The organism is Achromobacter pulmonis (assembly GCF_021733725.1).
GTDB lineage: Bacteria > Pseudomonadota > Gammaproteobacteria > Burkholderiales > Burkholderiaceae_B > Achromobacter > Achromobacter pulmonis.
Genome location: NZ_JAIFOT010000001.1, coordinates 5,735,247 through 5,755,716, shown reverse-complemented (window position 1 = coordinate 5,755,716; position 20,470 = coordinate 5,735,247). Strand labels below are relative to the sequence as shown.

The following is a 20,470-nucleotide window of genomic DNA, read 5'->3' as shown; positions in this document are numbered from 1 at the left end:
GCAATGTCCAGAGTTGCAATGGGGCTGGCGTATGACGGCTCCGCCTGGCAGGGCTGGCAGACCCAGCCGCACCGGCAGACGGTGCAGGACACGTTGGAAACCGCCCTGGCGCAATTCTGCGGCGTGACGGAGGCTGTACCCACCATCTGCGCCGGCCGCACGGATACCGGTGTGCATGGCGCGATGCAGGTGATTCATCTGGATACGCCATTGGCGCGGCGCATGGAGTCCTGGGTCCGGGGCGTGAACGCGTTCCTGCCCCCCAGCATTTCCGTGCAGTGGGCCAAAGCGGTGCCTGACGATTTTCATGCCCGCTTTTCGGCCCGGGCCCGTACCTACGTCTATCTATTGTGGCGCGGCCGCGTGCGCCCCGCCTTGTGGGCCGGTCGCGCCGGCTGGTGCCACCAGCCGCTGGATGTCGATGCCATGCGCCTGGCGGCACGCGCCCTGCTGGGCGAGCACGACTTTTCCAGTTTCCGTTCCTCGCAATGCCAGGCCAGGCATCCGGTGCGTGTCATGCACCAACTGGACATCGACGAACGCGGCGCCTTCCTGGTGTTCACGCTGCGGGCCAATGCTTTCCTGCATCACATGGTGCGCAATATCATGGGGGCGCTGCTGCAGATCGGGCAGGGCCGCGAGTCGGTCGACTGGATGGCGCAGTTGCTGTCCTGGCGCGACCGCAGGCGTGGCGCGCCCACGTTTTCTCCCGATGGCCTGTACCTGTCGGCCATCGACTATCCGGACGAGTTCGGCCTGGACGAGCTGGATGGCGGGGCGGTGTTGCTCTCGCCATTTACCCAGCCGGCAGCTAGCCGGATCTAGCCGGCCGGGTGCCGGCGCCCAATGGAGGCCTGTCTCATGCAACGCCGCGCGTTTTTGAAGCGAACCGCCCTGGGTGCCGCCAGCGGCGCAGTGATCGCTGCCCCGGTTCATGCGCAGGAGGCTGCGCCGGTGTCGTGGCGGTTGGCGTCGAGTTTCCCCAATGAGTCGCCGACCCTGTTCGCCGGCGCGCAAGACGTGGCGCGCTATGTCGCCGACGTCACCGACGACAAGTTTCGCATCGAGGTCTTTTCGGCTGGCGAGCTGGTGGACGCTGGCCAGGTGTTGGATGCCGTGCAGCAACGCGTTGTCGATTGCGGCCACACCGCTTCGACCCGATTTTTCGACACCGATCCGGCGTTGTGCTTCGACGCCGGGGTGCCGTTTGGCCTGAATACCCGGCAGATGAACGCCTGGATGCTGCAGGGAGAAGGCCTGGCGCTGACGCGTGTGCTGTTCGACAAGTATGGCATCCTGAATTTTCCCTGCGGATTCACCGGCGCGCAGATGGGGGGCTGGTTCCGGGGCGAGGTCAAAACGGTGGATGACCTGCGCGGCTTGAAGATCAAGGCTGGCGGTTTTGCACGCCAGGTGCTCGCGCGCATGGGCGCGGTGCCCGTCGACCTGCCCATTGCCGACACCTATGCGGCGCTGGAGCAGGGCGGGGTCGACGCGGTGGCCTGGATCGGTCCGTATGACGACGAAAACCTGGCGCTTTACAAGGTCGCCCGGAATTACTACTTCCCTGGGTGGTGGGCGGGTACGCTGCAATTGTCGCTTTACGTGAACCAGCAGGCGTATGACGAACTGCCCAAGTCCTACCAGGCGGCGCTCGGGCTGGCTTGCCGGATGGCCACCACCAACATGATCGCGAAGTACGATGCCGGCAATCCCGATGCCCTGCGCCGGCTGGTGCAGCACGGCGCCCAGCTCAAGGCATTTCCCAGGCCGGTGCTGCAGGCCGCGCATGCGGCTGCGCTCCAGCTTTACCAGGAATTGAGCGCCAAGGATCCGATGTTCAAGAAGCTATACGAGAGCATGGCGGCCTTTCGCGATAAGGAGATTCCCTGGTTCCGCGTGGCCGAGGGCAGCTTCGATTCCCTCATGGCCACGCTCGGCCAGCCGGCCGCTTGAGCGCAGGTGCTGGGGCTGGCGTGGCGCGGGCTGGGTCTGCCTGCGTTGCGGGCTCACCCCTTATACTGGCCGCATTCGTCGCGTTGGGCGACACAAGCAATGAATGCCATGCGCACACGCATCAAGATCTGCGGGCTGACCCGCGAAGAAGACATCGATGCCGCCGTCTCGGCGGGCGTCGATGCGATCGGCTTTGTCTTCTACCCGAAGAGCAAGCGCTATGTCACGCCAACCCGAGCCGCGCAACTGCGTCGCGTGGTGCCGGCGTTCGTTGATGTGGTCGCACTGTTCGTGAATCCGCAGCCGCACGAGGTGCGGGCCGTGCTGGACGAAGTCGGCCCCGAGTTGCTGCAATTCCACGGTGACGAAACGCCGCAGGAGTGCGCGCGCCATGGCCGCCGCTACCTGCGCGCGTTCCGCGCGGGCGCGCCCGGCCTGGAAACGGCCGCAAGCCTGGCCACTTATTGCCGTGCCTACGGTGAGGCCGCCGCCTGGCTATTCGATAGCTACAGCGCTGGCTACGGCGGTAGCGGCCATGGTTTTGACTACCGTTTGCTGGACGACGTGAAGGCCGATGCGGTGTCGCGCCCGCTGGTCTTGTCGGGCGGGTTGAACCCGGACAACGTCGCGGCCGCGGTGCAGGCCGTGCGGCCGTGGGCGGTCGATGTGAGTAGCGGCGTCGAGGTCGAGCAAGGAATAAAAAGTTCTGATAGAATCTCGGTCTTCGTTGCTGCGGTGCATGCTGCGGACGCGAAGAAATAGGAAGAAGTTGCCGGTGCAAGTGGGCAGCGTGTGGTGAGTGCATTGCAAGGCAAGTGCGCCAAATGGCAGGTGAAACCAAACTGGTAAAACCGCTGTGGCGATCGGGCTGAAAAAATAGCCTGATAAAAAACTGGCCGATGCGGCGATAAAACCCCACGCAATGAACACAGCAAAAAATCTGAAAAGACGATTTGCATAGTTTAAAAAAGCACTATATAATTCTTCTTCTTTGCAGGCGGTTAGCTCAGCTGGTTAGAGCGCCACGTTGACATCGTGGAGGTCGTTGGTTCGATTCCAATACCGCCTACCAAATTCCTGCAAAGTGCTGTCAAGCACGGCAAAGAAAAAGCCGCTAGGTCAATGACTTAGCGGCTTTTTTGTTTCCCGCGCGAGAAGCGCTGCCAAGTGCCACAAAGGAAGTTTTCGGGGCACGTTTGGAGGTACGAATGCTCAGGGTAAGGGTATAGCCTTTTGAGCGCCGGACAACTGCTCGTCCAGGTAGTCCGACCACCACTGCATTATCTCGCGGCGCTCCTCCAGATACTGCGCGTGGTTGTATGCCCGGCGCACCTTGTTTTTATCCTTGTGGGCCAGTTGGGCTTCGATCGCCCTGTCCCGAAAGCGACCCGTTTCGTTCAGGATGGTGCTCGCTAGGCCGCGGAACCCGTGGCCAGTCTGTTGCTCCCCATAGCCCAGGATCTCTAGCGCTCGGTTTATTGTCTCGCCACTCATTGGGACGGCGCCCGGCTGCCTGATTCCAGGGAATAGGAACTCGTAGCGACCGGAATAGACTTCCAACTCCTCCAGCAGCGCGAGCACCTGACGCGAAAGCGGCACCAGGTGAGGTGGCCCGTTCAGCTTCTGCTGGCGTGTGCCTTTCATTCGATCCGGCGGGACTGTCCACAAGGCGTTGGGGCGATCCCACTCCGTCCACTGCGTCCAGCGCAGTTCATTGGTCCGCACGAAGGTGCGCATCATGATCTTGATGGCGAGTCGAGTTTCAGGCCGGCCGTGATAACCCTCCACCCTCAGTAGTAGTTCGGGAAGGTCGGTCAGCTCGACGTGCGGATGGTGTTCCACCGGGGGCTTCGGCGCTAGGAACTGCTCGAGGCCATAGGTGACGTCCGCAGGCGCACGACCGGTGCCGACGGCGTAGCGGAACACCTGACCGACGCTGCTCAGGACCCGCGCCGCCATTTCCAGCGCACCGCGGCGTTCGACAAGACGGACCGCGTCCAGCACCAGCTTGCCGGACACCCCGGCGATTGGCATTTTTCCGAAGTAGGGATAGGCGTTGGCTTTGAGGGCGGATTTCATCCGATCAAGGTATGCAGGGCTCCAATGGTCGACTCGGGTCGCCAGCCACTCTTGCGCGATTACTTCGAACGTGTCGGCTGAAGCTATCTTGGCGGCTGTTCGCGCAAGGTCGCGCTGTACGGCCGGATCCAGCCCGGCGTGCAGATGGGCCTGGGCTGCGGCGCGCTGTTCGCGTGCCTTAGCCAGTGGCATATTGGGATACTGCCCGAACGTCAGGGACGTCTCTTTCTTCGTGCCCGGGCGTCGGTACTTCATGCGCCAGAACTTGGCGCCAGATTTCGTCATTTCGAGGTACAAGCCGCCACCATCGAATATGCGATTTCCACCGGTGGGCTTGTATCTTGCCTGCCGGCATTTCGCATCGGTGAGGGGAATTACTTGGCGAGGCATGTGGCCGCTACTCCTTGATTTGGGTTATTTGCATTTCGTCCGCGTTGTAGCCGTCTGGATTACGTAGCCAGGCCAGGATGTCGCTGCCGCGCCAGGCGGTGAAGTGGCGGCTGCCTGTGGCAGGCTTCGGTGCAGTGCCGTTGTTGATCCGGTAGCGCCAGCCTTCGCGGGTGTATGGAATGCGTGGTGCGAGATCTCGCCAGCGATATAGGCCATCAGGGTAGATAGTTGGCGCCGGCGCGCGACCGCCGCGAGTGGTCGCCGAAGGAGCGTGGTTCTGGTCGGCAGAATCGTTGCTCATAGCCCCAATTCCCTCCAAGTAATCACATTGCTCGCCGCAGCCACCAACCGCGGCTGCACGGCCGCCGCACGCGCCGCCGCGACCCGCATGGTCAAGTCAAATCGCAGCGGCCGACGCGCCAGCGGGCGATAAGGCGGTGGCGTAGCGTCAGGGTGGTAAAGCTCGATGTAGCGCAACAGGAATGGCAGCAGCGCCGCCGGCGTTGGCACGGGCGCGAGCCAGCCGCCCGTACGTTCAGCGATCATGGTCGCTAGCTGCGCCGCGGTCGTCGATGCCTTGACCGTCGCCCCGGCTTTTTTCAGCAGATCTGCGGCATCGCGGCGTGCCGTTTGCATTGCTTCGGATTGGTGGCGGACGGTTTTCATGCGGCCTCCCGATGTGCGGCTGCGCCGGCCAGGCCGTCGGCGATCCAAAACACGGTGAAGGCCTCGGAGGGCGGCGGCGGTGCCGACTTGAGGGTGCCCAGCACCAGGATCGTTTCCAACCTGCCGTCGGTGGCAAGCGCGTCTACGAGCCCGAGCGCGTCGGCGCGGCCGACCATGTCCAGCACGTCGAAGCGATCGAGAATCAGGCACCGCAGGCCGGAGACTTCGGCTAGCGCGGCGCCGATCAGGGTATCCACCCGCCAGCGCTCGGACTCGGAAAGCAGGCGGTAGGGCCGGCCGCCCCAGGTGATATCCATATCGGCGGCGATTGAGGGAACCCACCAACCCGCCAGGCTGGCCAGCTCGGCCAGCTTGGCGTTGAACGGCTGCAGGGCTTCGGCCAGTAGCTCTCCCGGGATGCCGTCTGGCGACAGGGCATCGCTGATGGCCAGCCAAGCCAGCACGTCAGCGTGATAGCGGGCGGCGTTGGCCGTGCGCTCTGCCGCGCTGGTCGCGGCCTGCTTGGAGTTGATCAGCGCCTGGACGCGATCGTCAACAGCCTTGCGCTCATTACGCAATGTCGCCACTTTCGCGCGCGCCGCCTGCACATCACCGTTCTGGATCGCCTCTGGCGTGGGCTGCTTTTGCAGCAGCGCGGCAGCCGCTTCGGCTGTGGCGATATCGCGGCGGTCGTTCTCGATGCTGCGGGCCATCAGGTCGCGCGCCTCGATCGCCTTGGGCACCGCGGCGGCGGCTTCGGTGTCGCCGGCCGCGCCGATCTTGCCGTACTGGCGCTCATAGGCCGCCAGCGCCGCCTTAATGTCCAGGCCAATCCCAAAGGCCACGTTCTTGGAGGCCTCGGATGCCCAGAGGTGCGAAAGGCAGGTAGCCAAGTCGTGGACCAGGCCGGCGCGCGGCCCGGTTCCAGCCTTGGCCTCCAGGGCGGCAACGTGCTCGACAAGGTTTTGGTGTTCGGCCAGGTCGAATTCCAGCTTCTGGCGCAGCGCCGGCAGCTTGTCGCCTTGCGCCTGGAGGGCTGCATGTTGGTCCCGCGTGGCCGCGTAGGCGCTGGCCTTCTGCTCGAGCGCGCCCAGCGCCTTGGTGTGCTGTTCCAGCTCGGCGTCGATGGCGGCCAGCGCACCGCGCTCGGTCACCAGGGCGGCCTGGTCGAATGCGGGTACTTCCGCCGCCCAGCCCTCGGCCTTCTGGCTGCCCCACTGTTCGCCGGTGGCCGCCTTCCACGCGCCCTTGGCCTGGGTGGCTTCCTGCTTGGCATGTTCGGCACCAGCCGGAAAGCCCGTGCGCAGGATCGGCTTGATCTGCGTCACCAGTGCCGCGTGGCAGCCGCGCGCCACGAGTCGCCGCTCGATGTCGTCTGGGCTGATTCTCTTGCCGGCCAGGGCGAACAACAGGGTTCGGCGCTCATCGGGTTTGGCCGCGGCGAAGCGGCGCGGGTCCAGCACGTAGGGAAGGGCCGGCAACTTCGGAACCAGCGCCTCGCCCGACTGGGTACCCTTGGGCAAGGTGATGCCGACCGTGCCGCCGTCCAGTTGCAACGCCACGGCGCCCGTACGCTGGCCTTCGGTGACCAGGGCGCCGAATTCCTTCTTGTACTCGACGCGCTCGGGCTCGCCGAGCAGCGCCAGCCGCACCGCTTCCGCAATGCTGGACTTGCCGTTGCCGTTCCGGCCGGCGATCAGCGTCACCGGCGTGTGCAATTCCAGATCGACGGCGCGTGCGCCTTGGAAGTTCTCGATAGTGATGTTGGTGATGCGCATGGCTCAGTCCTCTGCCTGGTCTTCGCCGTGCTCTTCGTGCCACTGCTTCCAGCCCTTCACCCACTGGATGCAGAGCTGGCCATCCATGACCGGGCAATCGGATTCGGGCTGGCCGGCGGCGGCGGCGTTGTAGCCATCCACGCTCGCTTGTTCGAGCTGGTCTTCGGTCGGGCCGGCCGGCGCGTCCGGGGGCGGCAGTTCGCGGAACTCGGCATCCACGATGTTCGAGTCGCCGCTGCCGGCCTCGTCCATTCCGTCGCCGTCCTGGTCGGTGTATTCCTTGCCCAGGTTCATGGCGCGCTGATCCGCTTCGCCGCGGACCTTTTCCATGCCCGCCGCGTGCGGCTGGGCGTCGGCCACCACGATCAACACGGCCTTGCCCTGGGAGTCGTACAGGTCGTGCAGCGATTCAGCGCCGCGGCCGATCTTGATGACGACCTTGGCGCCGTCCTTGATGGTGACCTGGTCCAGGTCGCCTTGCACCACGGTGCGGCCTTCGCTGGCGATCAGGTGCACGGCCATCTTGATGTTGGCGTCGACGCGGTCGCGCAGGCGGTCGATGATGTCGTCCTGCTTGGATTGCGGAAGCTTTGCCCAGGGCTTGGGCAGCAGTTTCAGTTCCGTCACCAGCGCCGACAACAGATCGCGGCCGATGGTAGTGGCCGTCATCTCGCGCGGGTCAAAGGGTTGTGCGTTCATGGGATGTTCCTTGCATTCGAGGTGTCCGCCCGAGCGGACGGAACCAGGTGGGCGGATTACTCGGGGGCGGGCATGCGCCGGCGCGGCGTTGTTGGCCTTTCTGCGCTGGAATCGGCCTGCGCGGGCGGAGCATTGGCGGTACGCTGTTTGGCCGCGGTCAGGGAGAGGCGGCGCGACTGGTAGAGTTGATGCAGCCGGGCGCGCTGGCCCAGGTCGTCTACGCCGTCGATCGAGTCGCTGGCCAGGTCAAGGACGTCGATGGTCTTGGCGCTCGAGATCTGGTGTTCCACCTTGGCCGGGTCCAAGCTGCCGCCTTCATTGCCAGCGACCGACAACTCGGCTTGACCTTGCTCGCTGGGACGGGGCCGGGGCTCGGAAGGGGTAGCGGTGATGGATGCCGCGCCCTGCGTCGGACTTCCGGGCTCGGTTTGTGCCTGAGCGGGGCCGGCATTTCCCTGGGAAGGAACGTCGCGGGCCTCGACGTCGGTGGCGTTCGGATGCTTGGATGCGGCCGGTGAGCGGTTGGCCGCGGCCTGTTCCGAGGTCTGAGCTCGTAGCGAATCCACGTCCACGCTGACCACGCCGTTAACATCCGGCTTCGCTTCCAGGGTGTCGCGGACTTCTTCGTCCGAAGGCAGACCCATCAGGAGCTCGGGCGCGTAAATGCGACCGAAGAATGCGCCAGCGCGGTACCGCAACATCTGGCCGGGCATGGTTTGCCACTTGCTGCCGTTCTTGGTGTACCAGCCTTCTTTCACCGCCAGCTCGATGGAGATCTCGTCGGACTCCAGTCGTTCGCCGGTTTCCTTCTCGATGACCCAAGCCACGCAAGTGCGATCGCGGACCACTGTTTTCTGGACAATCGTTTCGCGATACCGCTTGCCGCGATCGTCGGTCTTCCATTCGAAGGTCGTGTATTCGATTTCGCGCTCACCCCTTTCGCGGATGTCAAAGCGCAGCGGGGAAAATCGGCCGCAGTTGTTGATCATTGCGATGATGAACGGGGCCGACCATGAGGGCCTGCCTTCGATGATGTGCAGGTTCTGCATGATCATCAGCGGGTCAGCACGCATTCGCTCGGACATGTTGAGCGCAACAACGCAGTTGGCGAGCGCCTTGGGGTTCTCGCGGGTGTCGGTGACGTTGCCGTACTTGTCCTTCTTGTCTATGGTTGCCCGATACTGTTCGGGGACGAGGTCGCTGCTGGAAAGCAGGCGGGCGGCGCGTTGCATCAGCTCGAAGCTCTGCAGGTTGCCGAAGCCAGGGGCGACGGCCGGCATCTGCGCCTCGGGAGCGGCCCGCAGGCTCTGAACGGTGGTGGGGTGTGTCATGAACTGCGTGCCCCCTGCAGGTGGCTGCGGTAAGCGCGGTACCCGGCAGCGGTGGCCAGGGCCACGCTTTGGCGTTCTTCCGGCTTGGCGTCGGTGTGGTACTGCTGGACTTGGCTGGCCAGGAACAGGGCAGAGTCCCAGGCCAGGTGCTGGGTGATGACCGATTTGCCGGCCTGGTCGGTGCGCTGGACGTAAACGTCGCGGCTAACGGGGTGAAGGGACATAGGGGCTCCTGTGGTTATCGGAAAAGGCAGGACGACCAGCGCGCGCAGTACTTTTGGCTGCACAGGACGCTGGAGGGGTTAGGGGGAAAGAGGCCGCTGCGGAATATGGCGGCGGCGTGTTCGATGAGGCCGGGCTTGCCGGCTTCGCCCACCATCACGCGGCGGGCATCGAAAATGGGGCTTACCGCCGCCGCCGGTCGGCTGCTGGTGGACAGGGCGATGATTTGTGAGCCGACCGTTGTGACCTTCTTGGTGGCCTCGTACATGAGCTGGTAAGTGCCGGTCTGCGCAGCGCGGCCCTGGGTCACCGCCTTGCCATCGATCAGGACGCGCGTGCCGGTCTTGACGTCGGGCACCACGATGCCGCCCTCGGTCGCGGCCACGCGGGCTCGATCCATGGTGCCGGTGAGGCGCACGGTCATGCCGTTGCCGCAGTCAATATTGAGCGGGTCCAGCGTCGTCTCGACGTCGATGTACTCGAAGCGGGGCGCGACCTCGGCGCAGTACTTCACCAGCGCGACCAGGGCGATGCGCTCGGCCTCGGCCAGCGATAGACCGTCCTGCGCCATGTCAACGTCCTGGTCTGGGTTGTGCAGCTCGTCAACCAGGACGCCGGCGGCGTCATCGGGTGTGCAAGGCGTGCCCTCGAGGCGGGCGCGGTCGTAGGCGGCCGTGCCGGCGTGCACAGCGGTGCCCAGCAGGGCCCGCACGCCGGCGGGCTTCTTCATGCCCAGGATGTGCGTGCCTTCCCAGGCATGGGCGCAGTCGAACAGCCGGCCCCAACTGGAGGCGCGGACGGTGAAGACATTCGGTTCCATGTCGCCGGTCTCGTCAGCGTGCCGCGTGGTGCTCGGCGCTGGCCAGGTGACGGTGCGGGGCCGCGTCGAGCGTCGGGCCCAATACGCCGGTCATCGCGGCTAGCAAGACGGTGCCGCCCGCGATGAATGCGGCATACGCGGCGACGTCCAGATCTATGCCGGCACGTCGCGATCGGCGCCACAGGATTCGAAGGCGTCGGCCAACCCTGCAAAAAGCGGGACCACGGGTGCGGTTGGCTGTCATGAGCGGCCTCCCAGCTCCAGGCGGCAGATCTGCCCGGCGCGTTCGGCCTGGTCGACGCCGAACATGCCGAAATGGCAGATGGACGGCGCAATGCCGAGCGCGCTGGCCAGCCAGGCGTACGCGGCTTTCCGGTCGTTGCCGAAGCGGTCGCGCGTCAGGCGATGGAAAGCGAACTTGGACTCCTTGCGTGCCTTGATCGTCTGGCGATCGGCCATCACGCCCAACGGCAGATCCGTATCGGGGTGCAGGCCGATGTAGGCCTGGCATTGTGTGCAGCGGTACACATACGGCCAATCGCCAAAGGACTGGCCGTTGTAGATGTCGCTGTTGTTGGTCAGCTTCACCGGGCCGCCGCAGCAGTGGCAGGCCTTCGGCGGCGCGATGCGGTCGCGAACCCGTGCCAATGCGCGGCGCGAGACGTAGGGGAGAGGGGCGGGCGCCTGCAGCTTTGTCTTGCTCCTGCTGCGCGGGTCGACGCCGAGAACTTGAATGCTCATGCTGTCGGCTCCCAGGGATCGGTGCGGCGTAGGTAGGCCGCGACGTAATCAATGCCGCGCGCTGCGGCGTAGGCGAGGCAGAGGAGAAGAAGGGCTTTGATCACGGCTGCGCTCCGCGAGCGAGACGCTGGCGGGCGCGCTTGATCAGTTCGGCTTCAAGCTGCTCTACGCCTTCGGCGGCGACGCGCTGGTCGCAGGGCCATTTGCTGATGACCATCAACACGACGCCGGTGGCGTCTTTGGTGTCCAGGTCGCACTGGAAGGTCTCGGCCCACCAGTCCAGAGGCTCGCCGAAGGTGGTCTTGGTGCGGCCGGCGAAGAGGTCGCACAGCTCGTTGATGATTTCCACGTCGGTCATAGGAACAGGCGTGGGCCGGGCTTTGGGGGCCGGGCTGATGTCGTCTTGCGGTTCGGCCAATCCGCGCACTGGGTGTGGGGTCTGAGGGGCTACTTGCACTGTCGTTCCCGATACTTAGAGTAGAAGCATGGGAAAATTCTACATAAAGTAGATTATTGATCAACAACTAAAAGTAGAATTTCTGGGCGTTTACTGGCCTCGACGTCATTCTTAGGACTAAACCGATGTTTTGGACGGTGCCGCTCCCGTCGAAGTCACCCCTGAAGAGGGGTTGAGCGGGGGGGAGGGGCTAGGGCCGGTAGCGCTGTAGCAAGTTCACCGGTTTTTGGAGGGGATTGTTGATCTGTCGATCAAACTGTGAATTGGGATTGCAGACTTCGCTACGCGAATGCCCAATTGTTGCTTTCAGACCGAGAACTTTTCACCAAACCGAGCATAGATCACATTCTCAACAATTGACTTGATCGTATGCCCGGCCTATCGCTAGGCGTCTTCGGTACCAGTGGCTGAACTGGTACCGCGCTGTCTTCCTCGAGATCGGGCTGCCTTGCGGATTCGCAACTCGATGATGCCTTCGATGTCGTCTTTGGCGTCGTCGTCCAGCGCAGCATAGTCTTCTGGGCGAATGCGTAGGAAGGGATAGAACGCTGACGCCGCTCGGGGAGGGGGGGCAGGCTTCTGCCCTTTGGAAACGTCGCTTTCAAGGCCGTATTGAAGGTAGCTGGGGCTGACCCCCAAGATCTGCGCCAGGCTGCCCATCTTGTCTTGCCGCGGCATCGCTTGGCCGAGCGAATACCTACGCACCATCTCGTAAGTGATGCGTATGCCGGCGCGCTTGAACCCGTCAACGATTCCCTGGACTTCCCAGTTGCCTTGCGCCATGGCTTTTCTGACGCGGGCTGCGAACTCCGGATAGCGGATGGGCAGTTTGCTACTTTCTACCATGGGTAGAAATCTAGCAGCCATAGTAGAAATCGTCATTTCTATTATGGGTAGTTGGAAATATCTACTTTAAGTAGTAAGCTTGCGGCATGGACGAGAAAGCACACATCGCCGAAGCAATAGCAATGGCCGGAGGTCTGACCGCCGTGGCCAGGCGAGCCAAACCTAAGCGGCTGACAGCCTGGGCCGTGTCGAAATGGCTTGAGGGCGTACCGCCTGGTCGGGTTCTCTTTTTGTCTGAATTGACGGGGTGGGTGAAGACCCCGCATCAGCTTTGCGCTGAGATCTACCCCAATCCGACAGATGGGCTTCCGCCGGAAGTGTTGGCGCGAGCCGCGCTACGCGCTAATGAGCTTGCTATCCAAGACGAAGGGAAGGCGAGCTGAGATGTTTGAGACCGCTTTGGTGCGCGAAGTTGTTCTAGCTGGCTGCGCTGCTCGACAGTCTAACAAGGCGCGGCGAGCATATCGAGGCATGCCATCAACTCAACTTTTCCGCCTGCAAGAATTTGCCTGCGGACTTAGCTCGATCAATATATACCTCGAGCAACGGGGATACCTTTTTGAGGGTTTCGCTGGTTTCCTTGACTTTTCCCGGATGTGTTGCATGCTGCTCGGCTGCATGCAACAAGTTGCGTGCTTGGTACAGAGTAATCGCCAATTTTATGTCGTAGCGACGGATTGTCTGTGCAGGAATGTTTTCTATTGCCAGACGGAAAGATTGGATTTCCGATGCGGTTTTAGCTACTTCGGACTCGGCTTTTTCGACTTTTTCTTGCGCCATGCTGAGGGTAGCTTTTTCTCTATCAGCATCTGTCGATTTTGGTGCCATCCGCATGGCGGTATCAATCCCCAGCTTCAGAAACTCGGAGAACTTCTCGCGGGATACCTTACTAGCGAGATTCGACAGTGCGGTCGACATGATCTGGCTGATCGCACTATTTCGATTTGCCAGTGCCTTCTCATACTCGGAAAATCTCAGTTCTACGACGGATGCAGTTTCGTCGACGCCGCCCTTAATTTTGACCACAAGGTTCTCGGTTGCCATAGCCTCGGTCGCTCCCTCTATCCGCTCTTCTCGTCGGCGTACGTATTGAGGGTAAAGCACGCCCCAGACTGCTGCCCACGCCGCAGCGATAGAGCCAACTGCTCCTGCCCAGGATGCTCTTCCATCAACGCCCATCCAAGAAGATACCGGGCCCCAGGTCAGGGTCATGATTATCAGAATGGGCAACACCCAAAAAAGGGCCAACATTGCCACGACAATTTGCAGTGTCGACAAGGGAGGGCCAACTACCGTCGCAAGATATGCCGATTTTGCGACACGTTTGTTAAGACGGAGTATCGCTCGTCCCGAGGCGAAAAGCGCTTGGATTTTGTTCATGGGAAAAGAATCGGAATTGCAATTGATGCAATTTGTAAATTTATCATAAGAAATAGTTTGTCTGGGGTAGGTCGTCATATAGGCCCGACCACGCTATTTCCTACACCCCATAGCTGTTTGGACCATTTGGGCAACGTTGTCTTGCGCACGGCATGCTTGGGGATGAGTTCTGCTGGTCTCGATTCCTCGAACTGCGCCCATCTGCATTCTGCGGGGTTGGTATGAGCGGTATAAACGGCATTCCCGCCCCCTTGACCCGTCCGGATTGCGACCTGCGGGATTTCGCCTTCATGCCCCTGGATGTGGCGCGCCTGCGCGACAGCGACCTTTCCATTCAGGTCGACGCTGAGGAATTCCGAGCCGCAGTTCTGCTTTGGTGCGCGGCCTGGCACCAGGTGCCGGCGGCAAGCCTGCCCGATGACGACAAGGCTCTGGCCGCGCTCGCCGGCTACGGCCGCATCGTGGCCGAATGGCGCAAGCATCGTGATGGCGCGCTGTATGGCTGGGTGAAGTGCAGCGACGGGCGCTTGTACCATCCGGTGGTCGCGGAGAAGGCTCGCGACGCCTGGAGGGCCAAGCACAAGCATGCCCATGACAAGCTCGTAGACCGAGTCCGGAAAGCCAACAAGCTGCGTGAGCAGCAGCAGCTTTCGCCGTGGGTCGTTCCACCGCTTGCGGACTGGATAGCCGCCGGCTTTCCGCTGGAAGCTGATCTTTTTCCGTCGGAAATCCCAGCCAATTCCGGCGGAAAGGGCTGGAAGAATCGAAAAAAATCCGGCGGAAATCCTTCGGAAAGCGCTCTTAAAGGACAGGGACAGGGAGAAGGAAATAAAAAAGATATAGCGGCAGCGGCGTCTATCGCGCGCGACTGCGACCCTGTGGGCAACTTTTCGCCGCCGCCCGCCGCCGCTCCGGATTGCCCGAAAGCGGCGAGCTACGCCGCGCTGCTCGACGGCTGGGAACGAGCCCGGGGCAAGGCAGGCGTGTTCCGTTCCGACGACCCGCTGCTCGCTGCCTGGGCGGAGGCCGATATCACCGAAGCCGAGCTGCGAGCCGCGCACGGCAAGGCCGTCAAGCGCCGGGCGAAGGCGAGGGACCCGACCCCGGTGAACGTCGGCCTGGTCGACGTGATCCTGCTCGAAGTGCGCCGGGCACCGGCTGCGACGAGCGCGCTGTCGCGAGCTCAAGCGGCGAGGGACCCGCAGGCCTGGGCGCTGACTGCGTCCGGGCTCGAGGCCAAAGGCGCGCAACTCGGCATCGCGCAGCAACCGGGCGAAGCCTTTCCCGATTTCAAGGCGCGGGTGCATGCCGCAGCAGGCCTGACCGAAGCCGATCGTTCACGGCTGCTTGCCGACTACGGGGTGCGGGTATGAACCGTCGAAGTGCCTCCGGCGCGTTTTCCGGCACCTCCACGGCTTCATCGGGGGTAGGGTGGTGGGGATGTTCGGGTGACGCAGATTCGGCGCCTCAAAGCGCCGATTTTTCGAACGAGCAAGTTCGCTGCGTAGCCTGCCAGCACTTCACGTTGCGCGAAGTGCCGAAGTACGCCGAGCTTGGCCTCGGGCGTTGCGTAGGCATGGTCGATCGGCCCGGGACGTTCGTCAGTCCGACCTACCCGCGCAAATGCCACCAGTACCAACCGGCGCCGCAGGCCAAGGTTGCGGCGCGTATCGAATGGCTGCGCGACCTGCGTGGCGAGGAGCCATGATGCCCAAACAGATCATTTTCACAGTGCCTGGCACGCCGAAGGGGAAGGGCCGCGCCAGGTCGAGCGCACGCATCGGCCGAGATCCCAGGACTGGGGGCCCGCGTGTTTTCACGCGCCACTACACGCCGGAGGAAACGGCGGCCTACGAGAGCCTGGTGAAGCTGGCCGCGGCCAAAGCCATGAGCGGACGGGAACCCTATACCGGGCCGATACGCATGGACCTGGACATCGTGCTGCCCATCCCTTCGTCCTGGTCGGGTGTGCGCCAGCGCCGCGCCGCTGCGGGCGAGATCGCGCCCACCGTCAAACCGGACTCCGACAACGTCGAGAAAGCCGTCAAGGACGGGATCAATGGCGTGGTGTACCGCGATGACACGCAGGTGGTGCAGGACAGCAAGCGCAAGGTCTACGGCCTGACGCCGCGCGTGACCGTCGTGGTCACGGTCCTGGACATAGAGCCCGCCCAAGGAGTGAAAAAGCATGCAACGTGAAGCCGGAACGTTTTCGTGCCCCGAGCACGCGATTGCCGTAGCCTACCTGATGCTGGCCATGCCCATCGAGCCGAAGAACCCGACGCAGTTGGTCTGCGAGGCCCTGCGCGAGCGCTTCGACGTTGAGTATGAGCGCAAGGCTCTATCGGGACTGACGCCGCATGAGTGGCATGCGCAGGCCGTGTTCATCGTCAAGGTGCTGGAGCGCACACTGGGCGACAGCGTGGGTTTTCACATTCTGCGTGCGCAGTATGGGACGGGCCTGGAAGGCGCCGAGAGCGCCCGCGCCGTTTCCGAGTGGCTTAACCCCTCGGCCAAGGGGCGGGAGCGCTTGGTGACCGATATGCTCGTTTGCCGGATGCTGCGAGGTCGGCCGCGGATTCGTGATCTTTCGGATAGGTTCGACGTCCCGAAGTCTACGTTGCAAGATGTCCTTCGTGCGTATCGCGGCCTTGTTGTTCCGGAGCGGGGTGGCGCGTTGGCAGAGCTAGGGCGAGTTATGAATAGCGCCGGACTGGTTGCTGGATGTGTGGAGAGTCTTTCCCGCTGAAAGCTCGGCTGCGGCAATATAAAATCGCTCTACACCGCTTCATATGGAAGCTAGCGGCTGTGCTTTCAATCTCAGACCGGGGGCGCGATTTATGAACTTTCCCAATAGCAAGCGCATAGGCACGCTTGGGGAGATGGATATCGAGAGGCTTTTTATATCCTGGTCATGGAATGTCGGGGTCGATCGAATCGATACGGGCTATGACCTGTTTGTTGCTCCAGACTCAGAGAAATACTCAGGAGCGAGATTTCTTGTCCAAGCAAAAGGTACGGCAAAAAAAGGCGTTGGATGCGTTGTTGCTAGAGTTGCTAAAGTTCGTCTCCGTGAGTACGCGGTGAATGTGCACCCTGTGTTTGTGGTGAGAGTGACCGGTGATGGTCGGCTGTTCTGGGTCCATGCACAGCGGTGGGCTGCGGAATATCCCGGAAAGCTCGTTGGGTCTGGCTACAGTGAGATTCGATTCCCCCTGGATAACGACCTTTGTGATCGAGAGTTTTTTGAAAGATACCTGGAAAAAGTACTCGTGGGACGCCCGGCTGCGCTAGCGGATAATGAATTAGAAGATTCTAGAATGCTGAATTCACTTGATTCTCGGGTCGGCGTGAGGCTAAACCGAGGGCCAAATGGCCTGCAGCACGAGATATATGCAAAATCGGAACCCGTCCAGGCTAAGTTTCACTTCAAGACTCTGGGTGGGAAGGAAAATCTGGAACGTGCTAACGATGCGCTTGGCTTCGGTCTGCCTGGAACTTTTGATGTAGGAGATCTTGATGTCACAGGCTCTCCGGTATTTTCCGCCATTGCGGGAAAAAAGGTCTCCGCGGCGAAGATATCCATTGAGCAATCGCCGGTTGGGACGTCTACAATACGGCTCTTTCCTGGTACAAAGTTCTCGATCAACTCACCGGGGCTATCAATAAGGGCGCGGGTGTACCGCGGCCTGCTTGGCATAGCAGTGTCAACGGATGGCATGGACTGTCTGTTCGATGTCAAGTTATTGCTTCCGTTCCCTGATGGGTCTCGGCAACCGCAGTTCAAGCTTGGAATACGGAGTTCGGCCGTTGCAGGAAGAACCATCCAAGAACTTGACGAACTTGCTCCGTTGGCGAACTGGGTTGACAAGGTGAATGCGGAGCGAGCTTTGTATTTGGAGACTAGCTTCAAAGGAAAGTCTGGGAGGTTGATCCCGGAGAGCAACGCATATTACTCTCTCCAAGAAACCCTGCGTTGGTTTCTTTTATTGGGTCGGCTTCACCTTGTTGCTAAGGCGCTCGATTCGGACTTTTCTTTGTCCCAAGATCCGGTTTTTTCTCATCAGGACTTTTTGGATATAAATCTTGCATACGCTCTTCTAAAGGGTGAGACTACAACGATTAATCTTAGCGACATATCCTTTAGGCCTAATGAGGGCGAGGTGGTGCCATCTGGCGAGCATGATGCGGTTCTGAATACTTCGCTACGATTCAGCCTTTTTGATCGCACGGTGGGCGAGATTCCAGTAACGATCCGCCTCAGTAATTTCGTTGTGAAGACCGATCTGGAGACGGGGGTGGTGCTGCTTAAAAAAGGGGCTGAAGGAGTAGCTGAAATTTCGCATGCAGCGTGATTTGTACTACGTCGGTAGAGGGGGGCGGCTTACACTCCAAACTGGGTCGTCAGTTTGTCTCCCCTAACGCTGTGCCACGTAGGGCTGCCAATCCTATCGTCGGCGGAGGCCGTCTCGCGGTCGTTTCCGATAGAGGTCTGTGAATTCGCATCTTGACTGCCCCGGACAAACGGGGCAAAATGGCTACACACTCGTAGCAATTACGACCTGATTAAACGCCCCGGCCAAAAACCGGGGCGTTTTCACTTGCTTTACGCCTATCTCACCACCATGCACACTCGTTCGCCAAACCATCCTTGCGATCCAGGTGGGACGGCTCTGCACCAATTCGCTACGAGTGCTGAGGCGCCAATCAACAAAACCCCGAGCGACAAGGCAGCAGGAGTTATCCAACGCAGTGAAGTACCGGGGCTGGGCAGGTCGACCGAGATGTGGACAAAGTCATTCTTCGAGGCTCTTAGGCCTCGATTGATCGCGATGAGCTGCTTAAGGGAGCTGATCGGAGCCTCATACATTCCGATTACGGAGTTGGCAAAGGCAGCAAAAAACGCGCTCATGGCAAGCGCGGTTACCAGAGTTGCCGCCCTATCAGTAGCAAATAGCGCTGCGCAAGCTGCAATACCTGCAACCGCTGCGGTCGCGCTGGCCTTGGAAATGTTTGTGCTGGCTTGAATGTACTCGCGGCGCTCGGAAAATGCCATCTCGGCGGCTGCTTTTCTCGAGATCTGCAACTTGGTCGACTTGTTTCGAACCGTAGGCTGGCCTGCTTGCTCACTCTTTGAATTTGCCAGGCGGCCAATTCCAATACCGACCACGAGGGCGAAAGCTGCTGCAGCCACGTGCGAGATTTCCATCGTGCGATCCTGAAGTAGTTAGAAGAAACCGGCGACTGCCGAGCAGCCGCAACTGCGACGCCGAAGCTGAAGTCGGTCGACGGATAAGCCGAGAGCGCAAGCGGCGAACACCCCTTCCAGGCTGCAATGCTCTGACAGGCCTACGCTCTGCGGGAGTTGTCTCGACGACGAACTGTTTGTACTTCTAAAGCGGGACAATACGTGCGGCCTGTTGCGACCAAAAATACCGCAAGGCGCACTACGATTCTCTGCCGCTGGGATTTTGTGAAAACAGCCCGGCTGTAGCTACCAGATCAAAAGGCAAGTGAAGAAGAGAAAGCCCACTGGATTTTGCAGCTCCCCCGGTAAGGAAATTGCCCAGCTCTTGAGTGGCGATATCCGGTGCTGATGACGTGTATCGCATGGCGTCGTAGGAAGTCTGCTTCGAGGCTGTGAGATATCGGCAAAGAAGCTCGCTGAGCGTCAATGTCGCGGACTGGTCGTTCACGCGAAATCCTTCGCGTTTAAGTATCTGATCCTCCCAGGACGTCGTGCCCAGAATGTCGACGAGTGTTCTAACGTCCCATTCAACGGTTTTTGCCTGATGAAGAGCGCTGAATGCGGATGGGCGCGATCTTTGCAGTAGCGATAGGAACATCAGCCACAGCGTTGGAATTAGGGCGCTGGGATGATACGACTCAGCCGCAATATTGAAGGTGACGAACGCTTGTTGTTGTTGGCGTAACGTTACATTTAGCGCGTGGCAAAGTCCGGTCCATATTCCCATCCCATTCGACTCATTACTGTACTGAGGGAAGGTGAAACTACCATAGAACCAACGCTGCGTTGAGGGACTGCTTGCTTGTTGGAACAATAGTTTGGCGAATTGATCACCAGACGGTAGAGGTAGCCTGAGCTCTTGGTCGAAAAAACGCCCAAGATAGTCTCGTCCATCGAAATTGGGGCCGTAGACCGCCTGGACAGAAGCTGCAAGCTGAGACAAGTTAGTAGAGAATACAAAGCACACATTACGGACGCTGAACAGATGTTTCACTGCCTCAAGTAGCTGTACGGCAAAGTTTGGCCTACATCTGTCCAGCTCGTCGATGACCACGAAAACGGGCCCTCTGGAGGCCTTTGCTAATGAGCCCGCGAGCCCTTCCAGGTTTTGGCGAAACTTTTCCACAGATGCATGGCGAAGCTCATGGTCAGCCATCAACTCATCTAGATATTTGTCGATTGCCTGGTCAAGTGCTCGGTTTACCGCGTTGTCGGCGCTACTGCCATTAGTCGCGGCGGCGTCGCCTTCGGAGGCGACTTCGGCTATCTCAGAAATTGACAGACCAATAAGCTTCTTTATCGCGGTATTTAGAAGAGCCTTGCCTACGGGTTTGGCGGCGCGTTTGACGCTAGAAACAGTCTCGCTAAGGGCTCGCTCAATGGCTTTTGCGGTTGCGTCGGTGTCAACTATTAGAGCCGTTTGCTGTTTAACCTGTCGGCTGATTTCAGCCATAAAGGCCAGGGCGGGAGCTGTGGACTGATCATGTTGCCACGCGTCGAATTCAATGACACAGCACTTGTTGGCGCGAAGTTGCGCCGTCCATCGATTGACAAAGAATGTCTTTCCCGAACCCCACCGTGCATCAAGAGCGATTGAAAGCGGAGCCCCATTATTGGCCCTAAAACGAACTAGAAGATGGTTTTCCAGCATTTCTGCCAGATTGCGTCGATCCAAAACATCGTCGTGCCAGGGATCGTTAGGGGGCGCTTCGGCATGCTGAGACATGTTTGCGGAAAATCCTTTGTGAGAATTCAAACATCGGCATCTAGGTAGTTATTAAATGTAACATTTATGGGTGGGCTATGCCATTGACATACAAATAGCGCCGTTTCGTGGGTGAGTCTAAGTGAGTTCGA

22 protein-coding genes and 1 tRNA gene are annotated in these 20,470 nt (G+C 60.8%); 9 read left to right on the top strand and 14 right to left on the bottom strand.

Annotated features, from left to right (window positions below):
- Window positions 1–3: 3 nt before the first annotated feature.
- From truA to K2W61_RS26645, 4 genes are all read left to right on the top strand, one after another.
- A complete protein-coding gene (gene truA, locus K2W61_RS26660; RefSeq protein ID WP_175134151.1) occupies window positions 4–825 on the top strand; it encodes a tRNA pseudouridine(38-40) synthase TruA in 822 nt (273 codons plus the stop codon).
- A gap of 36 nt (window positions 826–861) precedes the next feature.
- A complete protein-coding gene (locus tag K2W61_RS26655) occupies window positions 862–1,956 on the top strand; it encodes a TRAP transporter substrate-binding protein (protein ID WP_175134152.1) in 1,095 nt (364 codons plus the stop codon).
- A 99-nt stretch (window positions 1,957–2,055) separates the two neighbouring features.
- A complete protein-coding gene (locus K2W61_RS26650) occupies window positions 2,056–2,718 on the top strand; it encodes a phosphoribosylanthranilate isomerase (protein ID WP_175134153.1) in 663 nt (220 codons plus the stop codon).
- 233 nt (window positions 2,719–2,951) lie between these two features.
- Window positions 2,952–3,028: transfer RNA gene (locus K2W61_RS26645), tRNA-Val, on the top strand.
- Between the two features lie 140 nt (window positions 3,029–3,168).
- Here K2W61_RS26645 and K2W61_RS26640 read toward each other — a convergent pair.
- The 12 genes from K2W61_RS26640 to K2W61_RS26585 form a co-directional block, all read right to left on the bottom strand.
- The gene (locus tag K2W61_RS26640; RefSeq protein ID WP_236756900.1) at window positions 3,169–4,425 is read right to left on the bottom strand and encodes a tyrosine-type recombinase/integrase; all 1,257 of its coding nucleotides are present in this window, start codon (window positions 4,423–4,425) and stop codon (window positions 3,169–3,171) included.
- Window positions 4,426–4,432: 7 nt separating this feature from the next.
- Window positions 4,433–4,726 (bottom strand): helix-turn-helix transcriptional regulator, encoded by a 294-nt coding sequence (locus K2W61_RS26635; protein WP_236756899.1) that lies wholly within the window; start codon window positions 4,724–4,726, stop codon window positions 4,433–4,435.
- Entirely contained in the window at window positions 4,723–5,091 is a 369-nt protein-coding gene (locus tag K2W61_RS26630) for a hypothetical protein (protein ID WP_236756898.1), read from the bottom strand. Before K2W61_RS26630 ends, K2W61_RS26635 begins: the two co-directional genes overlap by 4 nt.
- The gene (locus K2W61_RS26625) at window positions 5,088–6,869 is read right to left on the bottom strand and encodes an AAA family ATPase (RefSeq protein ID WP_236756897.1); all 1,782 of its coding nucleotides are present in this window, start codon (window positions 6,867–6,869) and stop codon (window positions 5,088–5,090) included. The genes K2W61_RS26630 and K2W61_RS26625 overlap by 4 nt, the downstream gene beginning before the upstream one ends.
- Before the next feature lie 3 nt (window positions 6,870–6,872).
- Window positions 6,873–7,568 (bottom strand): ribosome modulation factor, encoded by a 696-nt coding sequence (locus K2W61_RS26620; protein ID WP_236756896.1) that lies wholly within the window; start codon window positions 7,566–7,568, stop codon window positions 6,873–6,875.
- A 56-nt stretch (window positions 7,569–7,624) separates the two neighbouring features.
- On the bottom strand, window positions 7,625–8,899 hold the full coding sequence (locus K2W61_RS26615) for a recombinase family protein (RefSeq protein ID WP_236756895.1): 1,275 nt from the start codon (window positions 8,897–8,899) through the stop codon (window positions 7,625–7,627).
- Window positions 8,896–9,123 (bottom strand): hypothetical protein, encoded by a 228-nt coding sequence (locus K2W61_RS26610; RefSeq protein WP_236756894.1) that lies wholly within the window; start codon window positions 9,121–9,123, stop codon window positions 8,896–8,898. Before K2W61_RS26610 ends, K2W61_RS26615 begins: the two co-directional genes overlap by 4 nt.
- 14 nt (window positions 9,124–9,137) lie before the next feature.
- The gene (locus K2W61_RS26605; RefSeq protein WP_236756893.1) at window positions 9,138–9,941 is read right to left on the bottom strand and encodes a RecB family exonuclease; all 804 of its coding nucleotides are present in this window, start codon (window positions 9,939–9,941) and stop codon (window positions 9,138–9,140) included.
- 240 nt (window positions 9,942–10,181) lie between these two features.
- Window positions 10,182–10,682: a zinc-finger-containing protein gene (locus tag K2W61_RS26600; RefSeq protein ID WP_236756892.1), complete on the bottom strand. Its 501-nt coding sequence runs from the start codon at window positions 10,680–10,682 to the stop codon at window positions 10,182–10,184.
- 100 nt (window positions 10,683–10,782) lie between these two features.
- Window positions 10,783–11,040: a hypothetical protein gene (locus K2W61_RS26595; RefSeq protein ID WP_236756891.1), complete on the bottom strand. Its 258-nt coding sequence runs from the start codon at window positions 11,038–11,040 to the stop codon at window positions 10,783–10,785.
- A 483-nt stretch (window positions 11,041–11,523) separates the two neighbouring features.
- A complete protein-coding gene (locus K2W61_RS26590) occupies window positions 11,524–11,985 on the bottom strand; it encodes a hypothetical protein (protein ID WP_236756890.1) in 462 nt (153 codons plus the stop codon).
- 477 nt (window positions 11,986–12,462) lie between these two features.
- Window positions 12,463–13,365, bottom strand: coding sequence for a hypothetical protein (locus tag K2W61_RS26585; protein ID WP_236756889.1), 903 nt, complete (start codon window positions 13,363–13,365; stop codon window positions 12,463–12,465).
- A 221-nt stretch (window positions 13,366–13,586) separates the two neighbouring features.
- Here K2W61_RS26585 and K2W61_RS26580 point away from each other — a divergent pair, with 221 nt between their 5' ends.
- The 5 genes from K2W61_RS26580 (at window position 13,587) to K2W61_RS26565 (ending at window position 17,720) form a co-directional block, all read left to right on the top strand.
- Complete coding sequence (locus tag K2W61_RS26580; protein WP_236756888.1) at window positions 13,587–14,738, top strand: DUF1376 domain-containing protein; 1,152 nt, start codon at window positions 13,587–13,589, stop codon at window positions 14,736–14,738.
- Entirely contained in the window at window positions 14,735–15,073 is a 339-nt protein-coding gene (locus K2W61_RS27830) for a hypothetical protein (protein WP_336885404.1), read from the top strand. The genes K2W61_RS26580 and K2W61_RS27830 overlap by 4 nt, the downstream gene beginning before the upstream one ends.
- Window positions 15,040–15,564, top strand: a complete 525-nt coding sequence (locus tag K2W61_RS26575; RefSeq protein WP_336885403.1) for a RusA family crossover junction endodeoxyribonuclease — start codon at window positions 15,040–15,042, stop codon at window positions 15,562–15,564. The genes K2W61_RS27830 and K2W61_RS26575 overlap by 34 nt, the downstream gene beginning before the upstream one ends.
- On the top strand, window positions 15,554–16,114 hold the full coding sequence (locus K2W61_RS26570; protein WP_059269795.1) for a hypothetical protein: 561 nt from the start codon (window positions 15,554–15,556) through the stop codon (window positions 16,112–16,114). Before K2W61_RS26575 ends, K2W61_RS26570 begins: the two co-directional genes overlap by 11 nt.
- Before the next feature lie 91 nt (window positions 16,115–16,205).
- On the top strand, window positions 16,206–17,720 hold the full coding sequence (locus K2W61_RS26565; protein ID WP_236756886.1) for a DUF4365 domain-containing protein: 1,515 nt from the start codon (window positions 16,206–16,208) through the stop codon (window positions 17,718–17,720).
- A gap of 257 nt (window positions 17,721–17,977) precedes the next feature.
- On the opposite strand, the gene K2W61_RS26560 is transcribed toward K2W61_RS26565, so the two are convergent.
- Complete coding sequence (locus tag K2W61_RS26560; RefSeq protein ID WP_156430302.1) at window positions 17,978–18,574, bottom strand: hypothetical protein; 597 nt, start codon at window positions 18,572–18,574, stop codon at window positions 17,978–17,980.
- A gap of 238 nt (window positions 18,575–18,812) precedes the next feature.
- Window positions 18,813–20,339 carry a KAP family P-loop NTPase fold protein gene (locus K2W61_RS26555; protein ID WP_236756885.1) on the bottom strand — a complete coding sequence of 509 codons (1,527 nt, stop codon included), beginning with the start codon at window positions 20,337–20,339 and terminating at the stop codon, window positions 18,813–18,815.
- Between the last annotated feature and the right edge of the window lie 131 nt (window positions 20,340–20,470).

Coding starts and splice junctions, on each gene's coding strand:
- K2W61_RS26600 (WP_236756892.1), bottom strand. CDS start 10,682: ATGAGCATTCAAGTTCTCGGCGTCGACCCGCGCAGCAGGAGCAAGACA.
- K2W61_RS26570 (WP_059269795.1), top strand. CDS start 15,554: ATGCAACGTGAAGCCGGAACGTTTTCGTGCCCCGAGCACGCGATTGCC.
- K2W61_RS26635 (WP_236756899.1), bottom strand. CDS start 4,726: ATGAGCAACGATTCTGCCGACCAGAACCACGCTCCTTCGGCGACCACT.
- K2W61_RS27830 (WP_336885404.1), top strand. CDS start 14,735: ATGAACCGTCGAAGTGCCTCCGGCGCGTTTTCCGGCACCTCCACGGCT.
- K2W61_RS26555 (WP_236756885.1), bottom strand. CDS start 20,339: ATGTCTCAGCATGCCGAAGCGCCCCCTAACGATCCCTGGCACGACGAT.
- K2W61_RS26615 (WP_236756895.1), bottom strand. CDS start 8,899: ATGACACACCCCACCACCGTTCAGAGCCTGCGGGCCGCTCCCGAGGCG.
- K2W61_RS26595 (WP_236756891.1), bottom strand. CDS start 11,040: ATGACCGACGTGGAAATCATCAACGAGCTGTGCGACCTCTTCGCCGGC.
- K2W61_RS26560 (WP_156430302.1), bottom strand. CDS start 18,574: ATGGAAATCTCGCACGTGGCTGCAGCAGCTTTCGCCCTCGTGGTCGGT.
- K2W61_RS26655 (WP_175134152.1), top strand. CDS start 862: ATGCAACGCCGCGCGTTTTTGAAGCGAACCGCCCTGGGTGCCGCCAGC.
- K2W61_RS26585 (WP_236756889.1), bottom strand. CDS start 13,365: ATGAACAAAATCCAAGCGCTTTTCGCCTCGGGACGAGCGATACTCCGT.
- K2W61_RS26580 (WP_236756888.1), top strand. CDS start 13,587: ATGAGCGGTATAAACGGCATTCCCGCCCCCTTGACCCGTCCGGATTGC.
- K2W61_RS26605 (WP_236756893.1), bottom strand. CDS start 9,941: ATGGAACCGAATGTCTTCACCGTCCGCGCCTCCAGTTGGGGCCGGCTG.
- K2W61_RS26630 (WP_236756898.1), bottom strand. CDS start 5,091: ATGAAAACCGTCCGCCACCAATCCGAAGCAATGCAAACGGCACGCCGC.
- K2W61_RS26625 (WP_236756897.1), bottom strand. CDS start 6,869: ATGCGCATCACCAACATCACTATCGAGAACTTCCAAGGCGCACGCGCC.
- K2W61_RS26575 (WP_336885403.1), top strand. CDS start 15,040: ATGGCTGCGCGACCTGCGTGGCGAGGAGCCATGATGCCCAAACAGATC.
- K2W61_RS26640 (WP_236756900.1), bottom strand. CDS start 4,425: ATGCCTCGCCAAGTAATTCCCCTCACCGATGCGAAATGCCGGCAGGCA.
- K2W61_RS26650 (WP_175134153.1), top strand. CDS start 2,056: ATGAATGCCATGCGCACACGCATCAAGATCTGCGGGCTGACCCGCGAA.
- K2W61_RS26565 (WP_236756886.1), top strand. CDS start 16,206: ATGAACTTTCCCAATAGCAAGCGCATAGGCACGCTTGGGGAGATGGAT.
- K2W61_RS26590 (WP_236756890.1), bottom strand. CDS start 11,985: ATGGTAGAAAGTAGCAAACTGCCCATCCGCTATCCGGAGTTCGCAGCC.
- K2W61_RS26610 (WP_236756894.1), bottom strand. CDS start 9,123: ATGTCCCTTCACCCCGTTAGCCGCGACGTTTACGTCCAGCGCACCGAC.
- K2W61_RS26620 (WP_236756896.1), bottom strand. CDS start 7,568: ATGAACGCACAACCCTTTGACCCGCGCGAGATGACGGCCACTACCATC.
- truA (WP_175134151.1), top strand. CDS start 4: ATGTCCAGAGTTGCAATGGGGCTGGCGTATGACGGCTCCGCCTGGCAG.